General features: G+C 43.2%; 15 protein-coding genes, 3 tRNA genes and 3 rRNA genes. 5 read left to right on the top strand and 16 right to left on the bottom strand.

The window, feature by feature from the left end; translation table 11 throughout:
• Positions 1–394: 394 nt before the first annotated feature.
• Positions 395–2,032 (top strand): response regulator, encoded by a 1,638-nt coding sequence (locus tag LP316_RS03710; protein WP_193022742.1) that lies wholly within the window; start codon positions 395–397, stop codon positions 2,030–2,032.
• Positions 2,033–2,168: 136 nt separating this feature from the next.
• Here LP316_RS03710 and LP316_RS03705 read toward each other — a convergent pair.
• From LP316_RS03705 to LP316_RS03680, 6 genes are all read right to left on the bottom strand, one after another.
• Positions 2,169–2,253 (bottom strand) — tRNA-Tyr (locus LP316_RS03705).
• Positions 2,254–2,296: 43 nt separating this feature from the next.
• Positions 2,297–2,411, bottom strand: a 5S ribosomal RNA gene (gene rrf / locus LP316_RS03700).
• A gap of 102 nt (positions 2,412–2,513) precedes the next feature.
• Positions 2,514–5,389: ribosomal RNA gene (locus LP316_RS03695) — 23S ribosomal RNA — on the bottom strand.
• A gap of 295 nt (positions 5,390–5,684) precedes the next feature.
• A tRNA-Ile gene (locus LP316_RS03690) sits at positions 5,685–5,761 on the bottom strand.
• Positions 5,762–5,873: 112 nt separating this feature from the next.
• Positions 5,874–5,949, bottom strand: a tRNA-Ala gene (locus LP316_RS03685).
• Between the two features lie 73 nt (positions 5,950–6,022).
• Positions 6,023–7,563 (bottom strand): 16S ribosomal RNA (locus LP316_RS03680).
• Together the 16S, 23S and 5S rRNA genes with 3 tRNA genes alongside form the textbook arrangement of a ribosomal RNA operon.
• A 668-nt stretch (positions 7,564–8,231) precedes the next feature.
• Between LP316_RS03680 and LP316_RS03675 the strand changes: the two genes are divergently transcribed.
• Positions 8,232–8,768, top strand: coding sequence for a gamma carbonic anhydrase family protein (locus LP316_RS03675; protein ID WP_193022741.1), 537 nt, complete (start codon positions 8,232–8,234; stop codon positions 8,766–8,768).
• On the opposite strand, the gene LP316_RS03670 is transcribed toward LP316_RS03675, so the two are convergent.
• From LP316_RS03670 to LP316_RS03645, 6 genes are all read right to left on the bottom strand, one after another.
• On the bottom strand, positions 8,757–8,972 hold the full coding sequence (locus tag LP316_RS03670; protein ID WP_193022740.1) for a hypothetical protein: 216 nt from the start codon (positions 8,970–8,972) through the stop codon (positions 8,757–8,759). The genes LP316_RS03675 and LP316_RS03670 overlap by 12 nt on opposite strands.
• A 2-nt stretch (positions 8,973–8,974) precedes the next feature.
• Positions 8,975–9,784 (bottom strand): shikimate dehydrogenase, encoded by an 810-nt coding sequence (aroE, locus tag LP316_RS03665; RefSeq protein WP_193022739.1) that lies wholly within the window; start codon positions 9,782–9,784, stop codon positions 8,975–8,977.
• A 108-nt stretch (positions 9,785–9,892) separates the two neighbouring features.
• A complete protein-coding gene (locus tag LP316_RS03660; RefSeq protein ID WP_193022738.1) occupies positions 9,893–10,588 on the bottom strand; it encodes an OmpW/AlkL family protein in 696 nt (231 codons plus the stop codon).
• 272 nt (positions 10,589–10,860) lie between these two features.
• Positions 10,861–11,769, bottom strand: a complete 909-nt coding sequence (hemF, locus tag LP316_RS03655) for an oxygen-dependent coproporphyrinogen oxidase (protein WP_193022737.1) — start codon at positions 11,767–11,769, stop codon at positions 10,861–10,863.
• Positions 11,766–12,326, bottom strand: a complete 561-nt coding sequence (locus LP316_RS03650) for an L-threonylcarbamoyladenylate synthase (protein ID WP_193022736.1) — start codon at positions 12,324–12,326, stop codon at positions 11,766–11,768. The genes hemF and LP316_RS03650 overlap by 4 nt, the downstream gene beginning before the upstream one ends.
• Positions 12,327–12,408: 82 nt before the next feature.
• The gene (locus tag LP316_RS03645) at positions 12,409–14,040 is read right to left on the bottom strand and encodes an acyl-CoA synthetase (RefSeq protein WP_193022735.1); all 1,632 of its coding nucleotides are present in this window, start codon (positions 14,038–14,040) and stop codon (positions 12,409–12,411) included.
• Positions 14,041–14,308: 268 nt separating this feature from the next.
• Here LP316_RS03645 and purE point away from each other — a divergent pair, with 268 nt between their 5' ends.
• Positions 14,309–14,794: a 5-(carboxyamino)imidazole ribonucleotide mutase gene (purE, locus tag LP316_RS03640; RefSeq protein WP_193022734.1), complete on the top strand. Its 486-nt coding sequence runs from the start codon at positions 14,309–14,311 to the stop codon at positions 14,792–14,794.
• Between the two features lie 2 nt (positions 14,795–14,796).
• Positions 14,797–15,942, top strand: coding sequence for a 5-(carboxyamino)imidazole ribonucleotide synthase (locus tag LP316_RS03635; RefSeq protein WP_193023796.1), 1,146 nt, complete (start codon positions 14,797–14,799; stop codon positions 15,940–15,942).
• Between the two features lie 77 nt (positions 15,943–16,019).
• On the opposite strand, the gene LP316_RS03630 is transcribed toward LP316_RS03635, so the two are convergent.
• From LP316_RS03630 to LP316_RS03615, 4 genes are all read right to left on the bottom strand, one after another.
• Positions 16,020–16,583 carry a type I DNA topoisomerase gene (locus tag LP316_RS03630; RefSeq protein WP_193022733.1) on the bottom strand — a complete coding sequence of 188 codons (564 nt, stop codon included), beginning with the start codon at positions 16,581–16,583 and terminating at the stop codon, positions 16,020–16,022.
• Between the two features lie 73 nt (positions 16,584–16,656).
• Positions 16,657–17,133, bottom strand: a complete 477-nt coding sequence (locus LP316_RS03625; protein WP_193022732.1) for a DUF494 family protein — start codon at positions 17,131–17,133, stop codon at positions 16,657–16,659.
• A gap of 2 nt (positions 17,134–17,135) precedes the next feature.
• Entirely contained in the window at positions 17,136–18,245 is a 1,110-nt protein-coding gene (gene dprA, locus LP316_RS03620; protein WP_193022731.1) for a DNA-processing protein DprA, read from the bottom strand.
• A 38-nt stretch (positions 18,246–18,283) separates the two neighbouring features.
• On the bottom strand, positions 18,284–19,372 hold the full coding sequence (locus LP316_RS03615) for a LysM peptidoglycan-binding domain-containing protein (protein WP_193022730.1): 1,089 nt from the start codon (positions 19,370–19,372) through the stop codon (positions 18,284–18,286).
• Between the two features lie 174 nt (positions 19,373–19,546).
• Here LP316_RS03615 and def point away from each other — a divergent pair, with 174 nt between their 5' ends.
• Positions 19,547–20,056, top strand: a complete 510-nt coding sequence (gene def, locus LP316_RS03610) for a peptide deformylase (protein WP_193022729.1) — start codon at positions 19,547–19,549, stop codon at positions 20,054–20,056.
• The last annotated feature ends 28 nt before the right edge of the window (positions 20,057–20,084 follow it).

The raw sequence follows: 20,084 nt of genomic DNA, 5'->3' as shown, positions 1-20,084 counted from the left end.
CAATTACAATATAACCAGTTGATTATTATATATTTAATTAACAAGACTAAAGGTCATTAATTAGATAGCTTGGGTCATATTTACCGATGTTATTTCAAGGTAAGCTGACAACAGGATACTCGCGTTTTTGATGTAACTATTCAAATTACCACATCAAGTAAGTTAAATTTTTGTAACCAATCGCCACTTTGTTTACTAACCTAGAGCGCTATACGTATAGTCGTCAAAGGTTAACAAAGTCTTCGGCAAATGTAATAATGCGCCTTGATTACTAAATTAATTACTTAAAATTGATCTCGGTAATATCAAACTATATAGTCAAACGATGTATTTTGTTTCCCGTTTCTCATTAAGGGTTTTGGTGCAGGAAATCACCACCACAGGATGTTAATGAATGGCCACCCCAAACTTTTCTAATAAGCGTTTTTTAGTTGTCGATAACATTAAACAATCCCGAGATACCCTAAAGCAATTTGCTTACACCCTTGGTGATGTAAAAGTAGATTCTGCTGCATTTGCTAAAGATGCAATCACCGCATGCGCAAATGTCAATTACGACGTTATTCTATTGGGTTATGATCTTGGTGAAAATCAAAAAAATGGCCAACAGGTCTTGGAAGAGTTGAAGTCCAAAAATATTGTTAAGCGCCAAACCATTATCATCATGATTACCGCCGAAGTTTCAGAAGCGATGGTGTTAGCTGCACTAGAGCACAAACCGGATGAATATATTGCTAAGCCATATACACTCCACGACCTTAAAAAACGGCTAATTCGCAGTTATCAGAAAAAACGCAGTATGGCTAAAATATACAAAGCGCTCGATAACGAAGACGAGGCCAAAGTCATCCGTTTAGTAAAACAAGCAATCGAAAATCAAACGCAATATGAATCAGAGTGTATGGGGATTTTGTCTCGCCAGTATTTCAATATGAAGCAATTCGCTCAAGCACAGGACATTTACTTGCGGTATCAAAATGAGCCAAACTGCGCTTGGGCGAAAATAGGGTTGGGTAAAATAGCATTAGAAAATAAACAATATCAAAAGGCAGAGACTTATTTTCAAGAAATAATCGATGATAACCGCCGCTACCTCTCGGCATACGACTGGTTAGCCAAAACTTTCCAAGCTCAAGGAGAACACGCTAAGGCAGAACAAACACTGGAACGTTGTTTAATTATTTCACCACGCTCAGTAGCACGATTAAAGTTTTATGCCAATGTCTGTTTAGAGAATGAACAATATTCAAAAGCAGCGAATGCGCTTAAAACGACAAATGAATTAGCATACCATTCTGTCCATAACCATCCAGAAAATGCCTTGCTTTTTGCTAAAGCTGTTTTGGAACACATAAGCGAAATGCCAATCGACCAGGCGAGAAAGCTAACTAATAAGGTATTTAATGCGCTAAGCTTGATGACTAAAGATTTTGATGATGTTGAACTTAAAATACGATCACAATTGCTCACTGCTTTACTACAGCGATCAATAAAAGAAAAACATACTTCAACTGTTAGCCTAGAAGCAGCTGAAAAACTTTTAGATATATACCAACACGATATGACTACTCAGGGTAAACTGGAATCATCTCGCTCACTTGTACGTTTAGATAGAGAAGAACGAGCCAATAATATCTTGCAGCAGCTCGCTCAAGATAATGCAAAAGATGAAGACCTACTTAAAGAAATAGACTCATGCTTAGCAAAACCGATAAGTGGAAATATTGTTAAAGCTCAGCAAGCTATAGAGGTAGGTATGAGCTATTACAAGCAAAATCAGTTTTCAGAGGCGATCAATGAATTATCAAATGCTTCTAGGATTATTCCCCAGCACACTGGGCTTAAACTAAACTTGCTACAGGTATATTTAGTGGCATACGAAAAGAACCCGCAAAATAGTAATTACATCGAGCGCGCGCAATTATTAATTAAAGAAATGGATAAATTACCATCATCAAGTTATTCACAATCGCGCTATATTGTCCTCAAAGAAAAATACGAGCTATTGATCAACCCAGAAACGGACAATTAATTAACAATCAAGTAACCCGCTAACTTATAAGGCAGTCTGGGCAGAGTAAGTGGCCTATGAGCCGAATATAAAAGATATCGTACTCATCAAAAAACAAATATAAAAAAAGCCCGACATATGTCGAGCTTTTCTATGATGGTGGAGGGAGGTGGATTCGAACCACCGAAGGCGGAGCCGTCAGATTTACAGTCTGATCCCTTTGGCCACTCGGGAACCCCTCCAAAAGGGTTTAAGCCCAGTATTACGCTGGGCTTAGTAATAGGTGTCTAGCAATGACCTACTCTCACATGGGACCTCCCACACTACCATCGGCGCAGTTGCGTTTCACTTCTGAGTTCGGCATGGGATCAGGTGGTACCACAACGCTATTGTCGCTAGACTAAAAACGTTACAATCTGGAAATCTGATATCTAATTCTATTCAAGTTCTGAGTACGTGACTTGTCTTCATACAACATGGTGTAAAACCACTTGGGTGTTGTATGGTTAAGCCTCACGGGCAATTAGTACTGGTTAGCTCAACGCCTCGCAGCGCTTCCACACCCAGCCTATCAACGTTGTAGTCTCCAACGACCCTTTAGGGAGATTAAATCTCCAGTGAGAACTCATCTTAAAGCCTGCTTCCCGCTTAGATGCTTTCAGCGGTTATCAGTTCCGAACGTAGCTACCCGGCAATGCTATTGGCATAACAACCGGAACACCAGAGGTTCGTCCACTCCGGTCCTCTCGTACTAGGAGCAGCCCTCTTCAATTCTCAAACGCCCACGGCAGATAGGGACCGAACTGTCTCACGACGTTCTAAACCCAGCTCGCGTACCACTTTAAATGGCGAACAGCCATACCCTTGGGACCGACTTCAGCCCCAGGATGTGATGAGCCGACATCGAGGTGCCAAACACCGCCGTCGATATGAACTCTTGGGCGGTATCAGCCTGTTATCCCCGGAGTACCTTTTATCCGTTGAGCGATGGCCCTTCCATACAGAACCACCGGATCACTATGACCTGCTTTCGCACCTGCTCGACGTGTCTGTCTCGCAGTTAAGCTGGCTTATGCCATTGCACTAACCGTACGATGTCCGACCGTACTTAGCCAACCTTCGTGCTCCTCCGTTACGCTTTGGGAGGAGACCGCCCCAGTCAAACTACCCACCAGACAGTGTCCCCAAGCCCGCTAAGGGCCCTAGGTTAGAACATCACGCATACAAGGGTGGTATTTCAAGGATGGCTCCACACACACTGGCGTGCATGCTTCAAAGCCTCCCACCTATCCTACACATGTAGGAGCAATGTTCACTGTCAAGCTATAGTAAAGGTTCACGGGGTCTTTCCGTCTAGCCGCGGGTATACGGCATCTTAACCGCAATTTCAATTTCACTGAGTCTCGGGTGGAGACAGTGTGGCCATGATTACGCCATTCGTGCAGGTCGGAACTTACCCGACAAGGAATTTCGCTACCTTAGGACCGTTATAGTTACGGCCGCCGTTTACCGGGGCTTCGATCATGAGCTTCGCAGAGCTAACCCAATCAATTAACCTTCCGGCACCGGGCAGGCGTCACACCGTATACGTCATCTTTCGATTTTGCACAGTGCTGTGTTTTTAATAAACAGTTCCAGCCACCTGGTTACTTCGACTCTCCTATGCTTACTGAGCAAGTCATTCACATTAGAGAGCGTACCTTCTCCCGAAGTTACGGTACTATTTTGCCTAGTTCCTTCACCCGAGTTCTCTCAAGCGCCTTAGTATTCTCTACCTAACCACCTGTGTCGGTTTGGGGTACGGTTCCTATATAACTGAAGCTTAGAAGATTTTCCTGGAAGTATGGCATCAACAACTTCTGCTCCGTAGAGCATCGTCTCGTATCTCAGCCTTAAGAACCCGGATTTGCCTAAGTTCTCAGCCTACTTACTTTCACATGGACAACCAACGCCATGCTTGCCTAGCCTGCTCCGTCCCTCCATCGCATTATATAGAAGTACAGAAATATTAATCTGTTTCCCATCGATTACACCTTTCGGTCTCACCTTAGGGGCCGACTTACCCTGCCCTGATTAACATGGGACAGGAAACCTTGGTCTTTCGGCGAGGGGGTTTTTCACCCCCTTTATCGTTACTCATGTCAGCATTCGCACTTCTGATACCTCCAGCATGCTTTACAACACACCTTCAACGGCTTACAGAACGCTCCCCTACCACTCACACATAGTGTGAATCCGCAGCTTCGGTGACTAGTTTAGCCCCGTTACATCTTCCGCGCAGGCCGACTCGACTAGTGAGCTATTACGCTTTCTTTAAAGGGTGGCTGCTTCTAAGCCAACCTCCTAGCTGTCTAAGCCTTCCCACATCGTTTCCCACTTAACTAGTACTTTGGGACCTTAGCTGGCGGTCTGGGTTGTTTCCCTCTTCACTACGGACGTTAGCACCCATAGTGTGTCTCCCGGATATCACTCACTGGTATTCGGAGTTTGCAAAGGGTTGGTAAGTCGGGATGACCCCCTAGCCTTAACAGTGCTCTACCCCCAGTGGTGTTCGTCCGAGGCTCTACCTAAATAGATTTCGGGGAGAACCAGCTATCTCCCGGCTTGATTAGCCTTTCACTCCGACCCACAAGTCATCACCGCATTTTTCAACATACGTGTGTTCGGTCCTCCAGTTGATGTTACTCAACCTTCAACCTGCCCATGGGTAGATCGCCGGGTTTCGGGTCTATACCTAGCAACTGAACGCGCAGTTAACACTCGCTTTCGCTACGGCTCCCCTAATCGGTTAACCTTGCTACTAAATATAAGTCGCTGACCCATTATACAAAAGGTACGCAGTCACCCGAAGGCTTCCACTGCTTGTACGTATGCGGTTTCAGGTTCTATTTCACTCCCCTCACAGGGGTTCTTTTCGCCTTTCCCTCACGGTACTGGTTCACTATCGGTCAGTTAGGAGTATTTAGCCTTGGAGGATGGTCCCCCCATATTCAGTCAACATTTCACGTGTGCCGACCTACTCGATTTCACTTGTGTTTGTCTTCGTGTACGGGACTATCACCCTGTATCGTTGTCCTTTCCAGAACATTCCACTAACGCCCACAAGCTTAAGGGCTAATTCGCGTTCGCTCGCCGCTACTAACGAAATCTCGGTTGATTTCTTTTCCTCGGGGTACTTAGATGTTTCAGTTCTCCCGGTTCGCCTCTTTACCCTATGTATTCAGGTAAAGATAGTGCCTTATGGCACTGGGTTTCCCCATTCAGACATTCTAGGCTATAACGGTTTTTATCACCTCACCTAGACTTATCGCAGATTAACACGTCTTTCATCGCCTCTAACTGCCAAGGCATCCACCACATACGCTTAGTCACTTAACCATACAACCCCAAATAGTTTTGAGTGTTAGCGAGACAAACCGCTAACTAAATGTATTCTGACATTTTCACGTACTCAATAGAGTATCTTGAATTAGAATTCTTAATTAAGCGCGACACTTAATTAAGAGGTTTTAAACAATTTCTTGTTTAAGGATATATATCAGCTTTCCAAATTGTTAAAGAGCAGTGTTTTTCTCCCTTAGCAGGGAATAAAAAACCAAATTGAAATTATCTATCTAAGCATAATTTGAATTTGGCTTCTTCCATGGACGAAGTTGTCAATTCCTATAAGAATTGGTAGGTCTGGGCAGACTTGAACTGCCGACCTCACCCTTATCAGGGGTGCGCTCTAACCAGCTGAGCTACAGACCTATTATATACACTAGTTATCAATCCTGTCGGCGCCGACCTCACCCTACTTTTTATAAGGGATGTGGGTGCTAACCAGCTGATACAGATTAGTATTTTGCGAGCAAAGCAAAATTGGTGGAGCTAAGCAGGATCGAACTGCTGACCTCCTGCGTGCAAGGCAGGCGCTCTCCCAGCTGAGCTATAGCCCCAAAGGCTTCGTCTTAAACACTTTCGTTATCAATGCAATTTGTGTGAACACTCAACACGATAAACTCTTCAAGATAAGGAGGTGATCCAACCCCAGGTTCCCCTAGGGTTACCTTGTTACGACTTCACCCCAGTCATGAATCACAAAGTGGTGACCGTCCTCCCGAAGGTTAAACTAGCCACTTCTTTTGCAACCCACTCCCATGGTGTGACGGGCGGTGTGTACAAGGCCCGGGAACGTATTCACCGTGACATTCTGATTCACGATTACTAGCGATTCCGACTTCATGGAGTCGAGTTGCAGACTCCAATCCGGACTACGACGTACTTTCTGGGATTCGCTCCACCTCGCGGTCTCGCTGCCCTCTGTATACGCCATTGTAGCACGTGTGTAGCCCATCCCGTAAGGGCCATGATGACTTGACGTCGTCCCCACCTTCCTCCGGTTTATCACCGGCAGTCTCCTTAAAGTTCCCGGCATCATCCGCTGGCAAGTAAGGATAGGGGTTGCGCTCGTTGCGGGACTTAACCCAACATTTCACAACACGAGCTGACGACAGCCATGCAGCACCTGTCTCAGAGTTCCCGAAGGCACTATTCTATCTCTAGAAAATTCTCTGGATGTCAAGGGATGGTAAGGTTCTTCGCGTTGCATCGAATTAAACCACATGCTCCACCGCTTGTGCGGGCCCCCGTCAATTCATTTGAGTTTTAACCTTGCGGCCGTACTCCCCAGGCGGTCAACTTAGCGCGTTAGCTACGCTACCCACGAATCAAGTTCACAGACAGCTAGTTGACATCGTTTACGGCGTGGACTACCAGGGTATCTAATCCTGTTCGCTCCCCACGCTTTCGTGCCTCAGCGTCAGTATTTGTCCAGGTGGCCGCCTTCGCCACTGATGTTCCTTCCAATCTCTACGCATTTCACCGCTACACTGGAAATTCCACCACCCTCTACAATACTCTAGACTGCCAGTTCGAAATGCAGTTCCGAGGTTGAGCCCCGGGATTTCACATCTCGCTTAACAATCCGCCTACGCACGCTTTACGCCCAGTAATTCCGATTAACGCTCGCACCCTCCGTATTACCGCGGCTGCTGGCACGGAGTTAGCCGGTGCTTCTTCTGTCGCTAACGTCACAGATAGCCGATATTAGCGACTACCCTTTCCTCACGACTGAAAGTGCTTTACAACCCGAAGGCCTTCTTCACACACGCGGCATGGCTGCATCAGGGTTTCCCCCATTGTGCAATATTCCCCACTGCTGCCTCCCGTAGGAGTCTGGGCCGTGTCTCAGTCCCAGTGTGGCTGATCATCCTCTCAAACCAGCTAGAGATCGTCGCCATGGTAGGCCTTTACCCCACCATCTAGCTAATCTCACTTGGGCTAATCTCTAGGCGAAAGGTCCGAAGATCCCCTCCTTTGGTCCGTAGACATTATGCGGTATTAGCAGTCGTTTCCAACTGTTGTCCCCCACCTAAAGGCATATTCCCAAGCATTACTCACCCGTCCGCCGCTCGACGCCGAAGTGCAAGCACTTCTCGTTTCCGCTCGACTTGCATGTGTTAAGCCTGCCGCCAGCGTTCAATCTGAGCCATGATCAAACTCTTCAATTAAAATCGTTTGTGTATCTGTCGATACGGCTCAATGAATTCTGTTGTACATTAAAACTTATGTAAGTTTTTATGTGAACATCAACATTGATAAATTTGCCTAACGAAACGTTAGGTCTTTATATGAATTTATTAATGTGAGTGCCCACACAAATTGCATGATAACTATTTGTTAAAGAACGCTACTTGCTTAAAGTAGCCAACTTAAATCGCATTCGTTTAAGTTGTATGCTTCGTGGTTAGTGCCCCGAAGCGAGATGCGCATTCTACGCGTCTCAGTTTTTATGTCAACAACTTTTTTCGAAAAAACTTTCTAGGTTTGTAAGAAAAGTATTTTTCTAAGTTGTTTGACCTGTTTGTTATTCATATCGACTAACTAAACTTATCAAAACTGACCTTTCGTCGTCCTGACTCGGTCTAATAAGTATTTCCTATACAAAACTCCTTTGGGCTGTCCCGAAGAAGTGGATGCGCATTTTAGGGATTTTTTATTACGCGTCAACACTTATTTTAAAATTAAATCCCGTTTGTTTATTAAGTCTACAAACTGCTAGTTTATTAAGCGGAATCGTTATCTGTTACTGGTAAAATAGGGAATTTTTTAATTAAAACGCTTTTGCTTTGTTTTGTTGTAAGATGTGCTGATAACGTTGATATAAGATGAGATGAATATGACAGCTAACATTCGCCCTTTTAAATCGATCATGCCAAATTTAGGTGTGAATACCTATATAGATTCAAGTTCTGTTGTTGTAGGCGACATAACTATAGGAAATGACACTAGCATTTGGCCGCTTGTAGCCATGCGTGGTGATGTAAACAAAATTATGATCGGTCAGAGAACTAATGTGCAAGACGGTAGTGTTCTCCATGTCACTAGAAAAAGTCATGCTAACCCCGATGGATACCCGCTAATTATTGGTGATGACGTTACTATTGGTCATAAGTGTATGTTGCACGGTTGTACGCTTGGGAGTCGGATCCTCGTTGGTATGGGCGCGATTATAATGGACGGTGCTGTGGTTCAAGATGATGTCTTTATTGGTGCAGGCACGTTAGTTCCTCCTAATAAGGTATTAGAAAGTGGTTATTTATACGTTGGCAATCCGATGAAAAAAGCTCGCCCCCTTAAACCAGAAGAAAAAGCTTTTTTGGTTAAGTCTGCTGAAAATTACGTAATCCTCAAAAATGATTATCTAGAGGGTTAGCTCAATAGAACTAAATTCATCTGGCTCGTTGTCTTCGAGCCAATCCTCTATTGCCATCTCGATATCAAACTTTAAACTATCGCTATAGTCACTTTGCTCGGTAAACACAGTAATAGTGATTAGCTGCCCCGAAGCCAAGCCCGTTAACTGCCAACTTTCACCATTAAATTTGAGATCATCATTAAGTAGAATTGCTTGATTCATAATTACATCTGCGCTCTGAGCTTATCAATAACATCTTTTACCTGTGGCATGACCCCTCGCCAAAGGTAGAAACTTTGAGCAGCCTGCCCTACCAACATCCCCAGGCCATCAATCAGCTTTTCACAACCCGCTTGACTAGCAAATGTGAGAAATGGCGTTAGCTCTTTACCGTATGTCATATCGTAGCAGATTACCGATGGCGTAATGATTGAGGGTGGTATAGGTAACGACTGACCATTTAAGCCAGCTGAGGTTGCATTGATAATAAGATCAACAGATACATTTGCTAATTCATCGAAGGTTAAAACATCGATCGCTTTATTGGGGTACTGGTTAGCAATATCTTGCGCCCTTTTCAACGTTCGATTTGCAATAATTAACTGGCTTGGTTGGTGATCGAGAATTGGCGCGACAACACCTTTAGCTGCTCCGCCAGCACCAAGTATTAATATACGCTGACCAGATAAAGAGACTTGGTGATTAAGTAGATCGTTCACTAAACCTACACCATCGGTATTGTCTCCTTTGATTTTACCCTCTTCAATAATTAATGTATTAACTGCACCAGCTTTGGCCGCGAACTCACTAAGTTCATCACATAGATTGAACGCTCGCTCTTTAAACGGCGCGGTAACGTTGACGCCCTTGACGTTTGCTTTTTTGAATCGCGATATGGCCTGTTCAAAATCATCATCATCAATGAGTTTTTTATCATAATTGAGCGATTGTTTGGTTTGCTCGGCAAACAAGTGATGAATAACTGGCGATTTTGATTGTTTTATTGGATTTCCAACAACGAAATATTGATCCATGGGTATGCGTAATTAGCGAAGCGTTAAGCAAGCTTAATTAATTTAAAGGCAAAAAAAAAGCAGCAATTATATTGCTGCTTAAGGACGTCGGAGTTTTCAATCTGGCGATTAAAACTTGTAGCCTACTTGTAATGAGTAAACCATTGGATCAATGTCTACATTCACATGACCATCTGCTGCACCATCAAGTGCTTTAAAGCGTGCTTTGGTATGAATATCAATGTAACGAACTGAAGCATTAATCGACCAATTATCATCGAAGTAATAATCAGCACCTATTTGTGCACTTAAACCCCAAGAGTTTTTCAATTTTAAGTCACTTAATTCTAAAGGAGAATCAGGTCCTTCCATCGCTGAATTGAATTTTTCATCGAAGAAAAAGGTATAGTTAACACCAGCGCCAACGTATGGCTTAAAGTTAGAGTTAGTGTCAAAGTAATATAATGCGCTCACTGTCGGTGGTAAGTGCTTTGTTTTACCTAAGTTGGTTTTTGTGCCATCACCTAAATTCACGGTGATATCATGTGAAAATGGCGTAGCAGCTAGTACTTCAACAGCCCAGTTTGAATCATAAAAGTACACGAAATTTAAGCTTACTTGTGTATCATCTTCAACTGATGCTAATAAGTTACCTAATCCTAAATCAACCGGCTCACCACCTGCGTAAATAGTAAACTCTGAGCTATCCGGTTGAACGTTCACCAAACCACCGCGAACAACCATGTCGCCAGCTTGAAAGCCACCAGCAAAAGCGGATAGAGATAATGATGATAAAACGGCTACAGCTAATAAATTCTTTTTCATGAGAGTGCTTCCTAAATAAGTATTGAGCGTAGTTTAACGACTTCGCATTCGACAAAACTTGATTTACCTCAAAAAAAGAAAATGTAAAAAAGTTATCAATATGTAAACAAACAAAAAGTATGATCTACATCAATAAAACACAGGGAACTTTTCCACCAATAGCCTTGCATCAAGCTGAACAATCACCCAAAGCAACTCAACAAGATGAAAAAAGCGCCTAATTTAAAAATTAGACGCTTTTTTATGGTTACAATCCTTTTGCTATTTGTAATTTAGCTTAACCACTCTCTCGGAGATAAATAGTTCATCAACTTGGCTTCTTCGCTACCTTCATCGGCTTGGTAGTTATATTCCCAGCGAGCAAGCGGTGGCATCGACATTAAAATAGACTCGGTTCGACCACCTGACTGCAAGCCAAATAATGTACCTCGGTCAAAAACTAAATTAAATTCAACATAGCGACCACGACGGTATAGCTGGAACTGTCGTTGGCGCTCGCCATATTCAACTGCCTTGCGTTTATTGATAATCGGCACATAAGCATCAATATACCCTTCACCAACAGCTTTGATGTAATCGAAGCTCTTATCAAAACCCCACTCATTTAGATCATCAAAAAAAAGCCCACCAACACCACGAGTTTCGTTGCGATGCTTCAAAAAGAAATAGTCGTCGCACCACTTTTTGTGCTCATCGTAAACCTTATCACCAAACGGTAAAGTTAAATCGCGAGCGACTTGATGCCAGTGTTTAATATCTTCATCAAATGGATAGAACGGCGTTAAATCAAATCCTCCACCAAACCACCAAACCGGCTCCTCTCCTTCTTTCTCAGCGATAAAAAACCGAACATTGGCGTGAGAGGTTGGAATATAAGGGTTTTTCGGGTGAATAACTAAAGAAACACCGCAGGCTTGCCAAGTTCTTCCCGCTAACTCTGGGCGATGAGCGGTTGCCGATGGCGGTAATTTATCTCCTGACACATAGGAGAAGTTAACCCCGCCTTGTTCAATGACGCTACCATCGGATAAAACTCTTGTTCTACCGCCACCACCGGCTTCGCGTTGCCAGTTATCTTCTACAAACTTACCTGTGCCATCGGCTTGTTCAAGCGACTGACAAATTTGGTCTTGTAACGACTTTAAATAATCAATAACACTATTTATATCTATCTGACTCATATACGAAAAACTTCTCCGGTTAAACCATCGATAATCTTTGATGGTTGAGTAAAGCCTAACGTATTACCTTCGACGATATAATCGACCAAATCGCCAAGCGCTTCCTTTACTTGTTGTGCAGTTCTTGCAGGTTCATGCCCAGTTAAGTTAGCGCTTGTTGAAACAATCGGGCCATTAACAGCATTGCACAAAGCAACGACGTCTGGCTGGCTAGTTACACGTACAGCAATAGAAGAAAATTTACCCGTTAAAAAGCTGGGGACATCATGCTTAGCCGGCAAAACCTGAGTAATGCCATCAGGCCAGCGCGATAATACGCTGTAACGCTTATCCTGTGGGATTTTTTGATCATCAACAAACGGTAGAAGCTGAGAGTAATTAGCCGCTAACAAAATGAGCCCTTTCTCTACTGGGCGTTGTTTTATTGCTAAAAGCTTCTCAACGGCGGCTTGGTTGTTCGGATCACAGCCTAAACCAAAAACAGCTTCCGTTGGGTAGGCGATAATACCGCCTTCTTGATATGCTTGAATTGCACTTTCCATCGTAATAGGTTGCATCTACTCTAGATTGAAAAGTGCTAATTATATCCCTTTAACCTACTATCGCCAGAAAATTAATAAAAATATCATCACCTATCTTTTAAGAGGCTTGAGCTGGCATATTTCTGACTTTTTCCCGTAAGATAAATTTCTGTACTTTACCCGTTGATGTTTTCGGCAAATCTGAAAAAACAATCGTTTTAGGGCACTTAAAGCCGGCTAGATGCTGTCGGCAAAAAGCGATTATTTCCTCTGATGTCGCCTGTTCTCCCGGTTTCAAAGTGACAAATGCACAAGGTGTTTCACCCCACTTTTCACAGGATTTTGCCACAACCGCCGCTTCCAACACCTTAGGATGCTGGAATAATACCCCCTCAACCTCAACGGAAGATATGTTTTCACCGCCCGAAATAATAATGTCCTTTGAACGATCGCGAATTTCTATGTAGCCATCAGGATGTTTAACCGCTAGGTCACCAGAATGAAACCAACCGTGTTTAAACGCGCTTTCAGTGGCGGTAGGGTTTTTCAAATAACCTTTCATGGTGGTATTACCGCGAAACATGATTTCACCAATGGTTGTAGCATCACTAGGCACAGATTGCATGGTTTCAGGATCGAGTACATCAACATGCTCTTGCGTTGGGTATTTAACCCCCTGACGTGCCTTTAGGGCCGCGCGTTCATCTTCGTCTTTACTGTCCCACTCGGGTTTCCACTGGCTAACCACACAAGGTCCATAAACTTCTGTTAAACCATAGGATTGAGTAATTTCAAAGCCGAGTATTTCCATGCCTTTAATCACCGCAGCCGGCGGTGGCGCGCCTGCCGTCATCGCTTTTATGTTTCGGGGGATATTGAGTTTTAACTGAGCTGGCGCATTTAAAATCATATTGAGGACAATTGGCGCACCGCAAAAATGCGTCACTTGGTGATCGACAAAAGATTGAACAATAGCCTCAGGCTCTACTTGGCGCAAACAAACATGTGTTCCACCAGCAGCGGTAATCGCCCACGGAAAACACCACCCGTTGCAGTGGAACATAGGCAAAGTCCATAAATACACGGGTTGCTCACCTAATGGCCAAACTAACGTATTACCGATCGCGTTTAAATAGGCACCGCGGTGACTATAAACAACCCCCTTAGGGTTGCCTGTTGTTCCTGAAGTATAGTTTAGTGCTAGTGCTTGCCATTCATCGGTAATAAAGTTGTCGGTATAATGGCTATCCCCTTCGGCGAGTAATTGCTCATAGGTTAAATCACCAATCAAATCGCCATTGCCAACGTCATCAATATTGATCACTAATGGATTACGCGTCGATAAAGACAATGCCTGTCGCATCACTTGTGCAAACGCAGTATCAACAAACAAAACATCACACTCGCCGTGATCGAGAATAAAAGCAAGTGCTTGTGCATCAAGGCGAGTATTTAGAGCGTTTAGCACTGCGCCCGTCATTGGCACGGCAAAGTGAGCATCTAGAAATGCAGGAATATTTGCCGCCATCACCGAAACCGTGTCGCCGACTTTAACGTTTCGCGCTATTAGTGCAGAAGCTAACCGATTGACGTTTTCATAGTACTCGCGATAACTAATACGTAGTTCGCCGTGAATAATCGCTATGCGTTCAGGAAAAACTTGCGCAGTGCGCTGAAGAAAATTGACCGGGGATAAAGGCGTGCTATTGGCATACACCTGATCGAGACCTTGTTGATAAATATTGTTCATCTTATTCGCCCTGATTAAAAAACAAACACCCCTAGATTTTATGTGGATAATAGGAAATAGCTATTGTGCTTTAGTCTAATAAGCTTGCGCTGAGCGTTTTTAAGTCAACAAGTCAGGCTTTTCTTTAGGCTGAAGATTAGATTTATATGTCTATCTTGTAGCTAGCTAATTGTTGAAGTTTCGTTCAGCTAGAAACAAAGGTATAATGCGATAATTCATTTCTGCCCTCTTGCAGTATCCTTACAAGTTTAAAAAAGGCACACTTATCATGACAGTTGGTATCATCATGGGGTCTAAGTCGGATTGGCCGACAATGACACACGCAGCACAAATGTTAGATTTACTTGGCGTTAAGTATGAAACAAAAGTTGTTTCAGCTCACAGAACACCACATTTACTTGCTGACTACGCAGAGAATGCTAAAGATCGCGGTATTAAAGTTATTATTGCTGGTGCTGGTGGTGCTGCGCACTTACCGGGGATGGCAGCAGCTTTTACTAGCTTGCCAGTATTAGGGGTGCCAGTGCAATCAAAAGCACTAAGTGGTCAAGACTCACTATTATCAATTGTTCAAATGCCTAAAGGTATCGCAGTAGGAACTTTAGCTATTGGTACAGCGGGCGCCGCTAACGCAGGTTTACTTGCTGCCCAAATTCTAGCGACTCATGACGAAGCAATTATGGCCAATGTTGAGAAGTTTCGCGCTGAACAAACCCAAACTATTTTAGACAACCCAGACCCAACACAACCATAATGATGAAAAAAGTTCTCGTACTAGGCGCAGGCCAACTTGCACGCATGATGGCGTTAGCGAGCAAGCCGCTGAATATAGAAGTTAGAGCCTATGATGTCGGCTCAGGTAAAGTCATTGACCCTTTAGTAAATTCGTTAGTTTACGGTGATTTAGAAGATGGTCTTGCCTTTGCCGATGTCATCACTGCAGAATTCGAACACATTAGTCACGATGTGCTAGCGATCTGCGAAGCGACAGGCAAATTGTTTCCATCAAGCCAAGCAATCAAAACTGGCGGCGATCGCCGCTTGGAAAAAGCTTTACTTGAAAAAGCTGATGTTGCTAACGCACCACATAAAATTATTCATACTAAAGCGGATTTTGATCAGGCGCTTGAGTCATTGAGTTTACCACTTATCTTAAAAAGCGCCCTCGCCGGCTACGACGGTAAAGGTCAATGGCGACTTAAAGATAAGGCAGATAGCGATGCTATTTGGCAAGATATTCAAGCATTTTTCGACGGAGCCAAAGGCGCTGAGCAACAAGGCGTTATCGCTGAGCAGATGATCCCATTTGACCGCGAAGTCTCGCTCGTAGGTGTTCGCAACAAACAAGGTGAAACCCACGCTTATCCATTAACGGAAAACCACCACTGCAATGGTGTGTTAAGCGTGTCACTGGCGATTAATGAAAAGCAGGAGCTACAGGCACAAGCAGCACAAGCGTTTGACCGTATTGCTAATGCACTAGACTACGTTGGTGTATTAGCGATTGAGTTTTTCCAAGTTGGCGAGCAGTTGTTAGTCAATGAAATTGCGCCACGCGTACATAACTCAGGTCACTGGACGCAACAAGGTAGTGACACTAGCCAATTTGAAAATCACATTCGCGCGGTTGCTGATTTACCACTTGGTTCAACGCACTTGGTTCGTCCGTCAGCGATGATCAATATATTAGGGCCAGATCATGTTGATCACGCTATTTTTAGCGTGCCTTCTGTTGCGATGCACTGGTATGGTAAAACTAAGCGCCCTGGACGCAAAATGGGTCACATTAATGTTTGTGGTGATAGTAAAGCTCAACTCATTGAACGGTTAAATAAACTAGCTAAGATTTTACCGGAAGATGATTTTCCTGAAGTTGCACAATATATCTCGCAACTAAGGTAAACTATTCAAACAAAGAAAATGGCCCTTAACTTGTTATAAGTTAAGGGCTTTATTGTCGCTATTTTTCTATCAAGCAATTACTGAAACTTGCCACATTTTTTATTGGCACATTGAAGTTTCTCGCCACTTGCCATATTGCGCTTTACTAGCAAATCAAAGCCACATTCACTACAACTACCAACAACAGGTTGATAATTAACAACAAATTTGCATTTAGGGTAACCATCACAGGCATAAAACGTCTTACCATAACGGCTTTGTTTTTCGTGTAACTGCCCTGTCTTACAACTTGGGCAATCGACGAGTTGACTCTCATCCTCTTCATGAGCATTGGGATCTTCAATATGATGACAAGCAGGAAAGTTACTGCAGCCAATAAACATGCCATAGCGGCCTTGCTTAACCGCAAGCTCATGGCCACACTCGGGACAACTCGTACCGACTAGAATTTTATCTTCGACTTTTTCGTGTTCTACAATTGGTCGAGTATATTGGCAACTGGGATAAGCAACACAGCCCCAAAAGGCACCGCTTTTTGAATGTTTTATAGCCAGTTCACAGCCACATTCTGGGCACACTTCGTATGCCTTTTCTAAGGCGTGTTCATGACGTTCAAACAATGAGTCATCGCGATCAGACATAATTAACCTTATAAAACGTTAGATAAGCCAATTATGTCACAAAGTATCGCTAAATAACTATTGCTAGATTGTATTAATGTAAAGGGCCATCAGGGACTTCATCAAAAATTAAGTCTTCGAGTTGAGAATACGCTGATTCCTTGCCCGGTACGTTAAACAACACCATAAGAATAACCCACTTTAAATCGTCTAAAGTGAATTCTTTGGTATCGAGCTCCATGACTCTATCGATAACAAGCTCACGCATGGTAAAATCAAGCACGTTAACTTGCTCTAAGAACAATAAGAAACCACGACATTGCGTATCTAATAGCTGCATTTCTTCAGCCGTATAGACTCTTACGGAGTGGTTATTGATTTTAGTTAAACATGGGTACGCTTCTGCATCTTGCAAAGCAGCAAGCTGTTCAAGCCATTTTAGCGCTTTATATATTTCATCTTGGTGAAAACCAGCCCCTCTTAACTCATCAGTTAATGTGTCGTTATCGACCATTACTTCTGCTTCGGAGTGAATATAGTTTTCAAAAAGGTACATTAGAATGTCAAACATCACTACCCCCTAGTTAACTTCAAGTAGCCTCCTGGTACAGCAGCTACCAGACCTCTAAGCTCAAGAACTGTTAGTCGACTTAACACTTCCTCTATGGGAAGTTGCGTTCGAGAAACAACAACATCAATTGGTGTTATTTCATCTCCCACACTAGCTAACAATGCATCGTTTAACAAGCCTTGATCGTTGGTTTTTTCACATTCCTTTTTACTTGCGTGATCTTCTTTAGTATTTACCTCAGGAAATTCAATGGCCAACTCATTCATTATATCGGCCACTTCAGTTACAAGTTTAGCACCTTGTTTGATAAGCGCATGACAACCACTCGCCATTTCATTGCAAATACTGCCCGGTACAGCAAAAACGTCTCTATTTTGCTCTAGTGCCATTTTTGCCGTAATTAACGAGCCACTCTTAATTTTCGCTTCAACCACCAAAACCCCTTGTGCTAATCCACTAATAATACGGTTGCGACGAGGAAAATGACCTTTTTTGGCGACCGTTTTTGGTAAAAATTCACTAAGAATAAGACCGCCCTTAACGACAATATCGTTCACTAACTGCCTATGACGAGCCGGATAAGTTATATCGATGCCAGTGGCAGTTACTGCAATGGTATTGCCCGAACTAGCTAATGCCCCTTGATGAGCGAACGCATCAATGCCTAATGCCAAGCCACTTGTGATCACCAGATCATAGCTTGCGAGCTTTTCGGCAAACTGATAAGCGATTTCTCGGCCGTTAATCGTACAATTGCGACTACCGACAATCGCCAACTGTGTTTTTTGTAACAAATCCGTATTTCCGCGAGCAAACAACACTAAGGGTGGATCATAAATTTGTTTTAATTGCGAAGGATAACGAGCGTCATCAAAACCAATAATTACAGCACCTGCGGCTTGGGCGTCAGCTATTATGCGATCTATTTCAGACCAATTGGGGGTTAATAACGCAAGGCGTTGGCGTTCAGTTAATGGTAATACCGACAACGCGGGCGAATGCTCGAACAAGGTGGTTAAACCTATTTGCTCGACAAGTTGACGTTTTTTCCTGAGGCTTAAACGCGGTATTAAATGTACCGCGAGCCAATAATGGATGTTTGACTTAGCCACCTCTCCTCCTTAAGAGATAGCCTTTAGTACTACTTAATCTATGGGGCTTTTACTATATCAGATAGCCTAATCGGCTTAGTTGAATTTAAAATCAGTGCCATTGCTGTTTTATCATAAAGCTTGAACACCATCATTTGTCCAAACGTTTCTGTCGGCATATTGTAGTCAGACTGTGCTTTATTAGCCATGCGATGCCAACGCGACGCATCCTGAGTATAAACAGGGCCTTGCTTGGTTTCTACAACACCAGGGCTGACACGGCCAATACTAAATACGTCACCTAATTTTACGCCCTGACTTTCACCTAAGTTAATCATCACCACCTCAAGCTTACCAAACTCGCGGACCCCTGATGCAGAATGAATGATAGCACCCGATAAATCTGAGCTCGCAGATTGCATTGTATAATATGATGGTAATTGCTGATCTTGGTGAACCGGCAGCACGACATCACCAGAGCGCACTTCGCGTTTAATTCCGTCTAAATACAAGGTGGCTGGAATATTATTATCAATATCCCCTTCTCGTAACGTTTTACCTGTGCCCACTAAAACGGTGTGATGACCCAATACTTCTTGGGATTGAGGATCAATAATAGCATCACCTTTTTGGTACACCGCATAACTTTGGCCAAGGGTTAAATTGCCTTTGATATACAAGTAGAAGCCATCAACACTCGACTTATAACCTTCATCACTGCCCAAGACATAAGGCATGTTATCTAAACTTGCTTTATCAAATACGCTTGCATATTGAATATAAGGCTCAATAATATTGAGTGGCAGGGTTTCTACTGGGTTTAAATCTTTTAACTGAGTGCGAACTTTTGGTGTCCACTTTAGTTCGGGTTTACCTTTGACGAGCATCGGTTGACCTTGCTCATCGAAAACTAAGCGAAGTTCATCACCGGGGTAAATCAAATGTGGGTTATTGATCTCAGGGTTTAAACGCCACAGTTTAGGCCAAAGCCAAGGTTGATTGAGGAAAATCCCTGAGATGTCCCACAAGGTATCGCCTTTTTTAACGATATAAGTTTTTGGCGCATTTTCTTTTAGCGTCAGTTGATCAGCCAGTACGACCAAAGGTAAAAGAAAGCTAATTGTTGTTAATATTATTTTTTTTAACATGCTACCCTGCCTGTTATTCAATAACCACTATGATTAATTGCATTTAATGGCTAAAATTGAAACATAACATTCTAGCTAGAGCATGTCGAGATTTGCCGTTTTGTTTTTCCTTGGGGTTAAACTAACAAATATAATCGACATCCCTATTAATATTGCTAATTATTTTGAAAAATTATGGCTATTTTAAACGTACTTAGATTCCCAGACGAAAGATTAAGAACCAAAGCAGCAGAAGTTGCTGAAGTAAACGATGAAATTATAAAAATTGTCGATGACATGCTTGATACCATGTACGACGAAAAAGGTGTGGGTTTAGCCGCTACCCAAGTTAACATTCACAAGCGCATTGTGGTAATGGATGTGTCTGACGAGGGCAACGAGCCTATCGTGCTAATCAACCCAGAAATCGTCGCCAAAAGCGACGAAACCTTTATCAACGAAGAAGGCTGTTTATCTGTACCTGGTTGCTACGCAAAAGTCACTCGCCATGAACATGTTACGGTTAAGGCATTAGATCGCGATGGTAAAGAGTTTACCTTAGACGGCGATGAACTACTGAGCATTTGTATTCAGCACGAGCTCGACCATTTAGCAGGTATTTTATTTGTCGATTACTTATCGCCACTTAAACGCAAACGCATTCAAACCAAACTTGAAAAAGAAGCACGCCTTGCCAAGGCATAAAGACAACTCACGACAGTAGGAAACGCTT

Origin of the sequence: Thalassotalea sp. LPB0316 (assembly GCF_014898095.1) — a bacterium.
Taxonomy (GTDB): Bacteria; Pseudomonadota; Gammaproteobacteria; order Enterobacterales; family Alteromonadaceae; genus Thalassotalea_G.
Note: the sequence above shows the minus strand (reverse complement) of the source record. Positions and strands in the feature narration are given on the sequence as shown.

Excerpts from the sequence above, each read along its gene's own strand:
- LP316_RS03710 (WP_193022742.1), top strand. The coding sequence starts at position 395 with ATGGCCACCCCAAACTTTTCTAATAAGCGTTTTTTAGTTGTCGATAAC.
- LP316_RS03675 (WP_193022741.1), top strand. The coding sequence starts at position 8,232 with ATGACAGCTAACATTCGCCCTTTTAAATCGATCATGCCAAATTTAGGT.
- LP316_RS03670 (WP_193022740.1), bottom strand. The coding sequence starts at position 8,972 with ATGAATCAAGCAATTCTACTTAATGATGATCTCAAATTTAATGGTGAA.
- aroE (WP_193022739.1), bottom strand. The coding sequence starts at position 9,784 with ATGGATCAATATTTCGTTGTTGGAAATCCAATAAAACAATCAAAATCG.
- LP316_RS03660 (WP_193022738.1), bottom strand. The coding sequence starts at position 10,588 with ATGAAAAAGAATTTATTAGCTGTAGCCGTTTTATCATCATTATCTCTA.
- hemF (WP_193022737.1), bottom strand. The coding sequence starts at position 11,769 with ATGAGTCAGATAGATATAAATAGTGTTATTGATTATTTAAAGTCGTTA.
- LP316_RS03650 (WP_193022736.1), bottom strand. The coding sequence starts at position 12,326 with ATGCAACCTATTACGATGGAAAGTGCAATTCAAGCATATCAAGAAGGC.
- LP316_RS03645 (WP_193022735.1), bottom strand. The coding sequence starts at position 14,040 with ATGAACAATATTTATCAACAAGGTCTCGATCAGGTGTATGCCAATAGC.
- purE (WP_193022734.1), top strand. The coding sequence starts at position 14,309 with ATGACAGTTGGTATCATCATGGGGTCTAAGTCGGATTGGCCGACAATG.
- LP316_RS03635 (WP_193023796.1), top strand. The coding sequence starts at position 14,797 with ATGAAAAAAGTTCTCGTACTAGGCGCAGGCCAACTTGCACGCATGATG.
- LP316_RS03630 (WP_193022733.1), bottom strand. The coding sequence starts at position 16,583 with ATGTCTGATCGCGATGACTCATTGTTTGAACGTCATGAACACGCCTTA.
- LP316_RS03625 (WP_193022732.1), bottom strand. The coding sequence starts at position 17,133 with ATGTTTGACATTCTAATGTACCTTTTTGAAAACTATATTCACTCCGAA.
- LP316_RS03615 (WP_193022730.1), bottom strand. The coding sequence starts at position 19,372 with ATGTTAAAAAAAATAATATTAACAACAATTAGCTTTCTTTTACCTTTG.
- def (WP_193022729.1), top strand. The coding sequence starts at position 19,547 with ATGGCTATTTTAAACGTACTTAGATTCCCAGACGAAAGATTAAGAACC.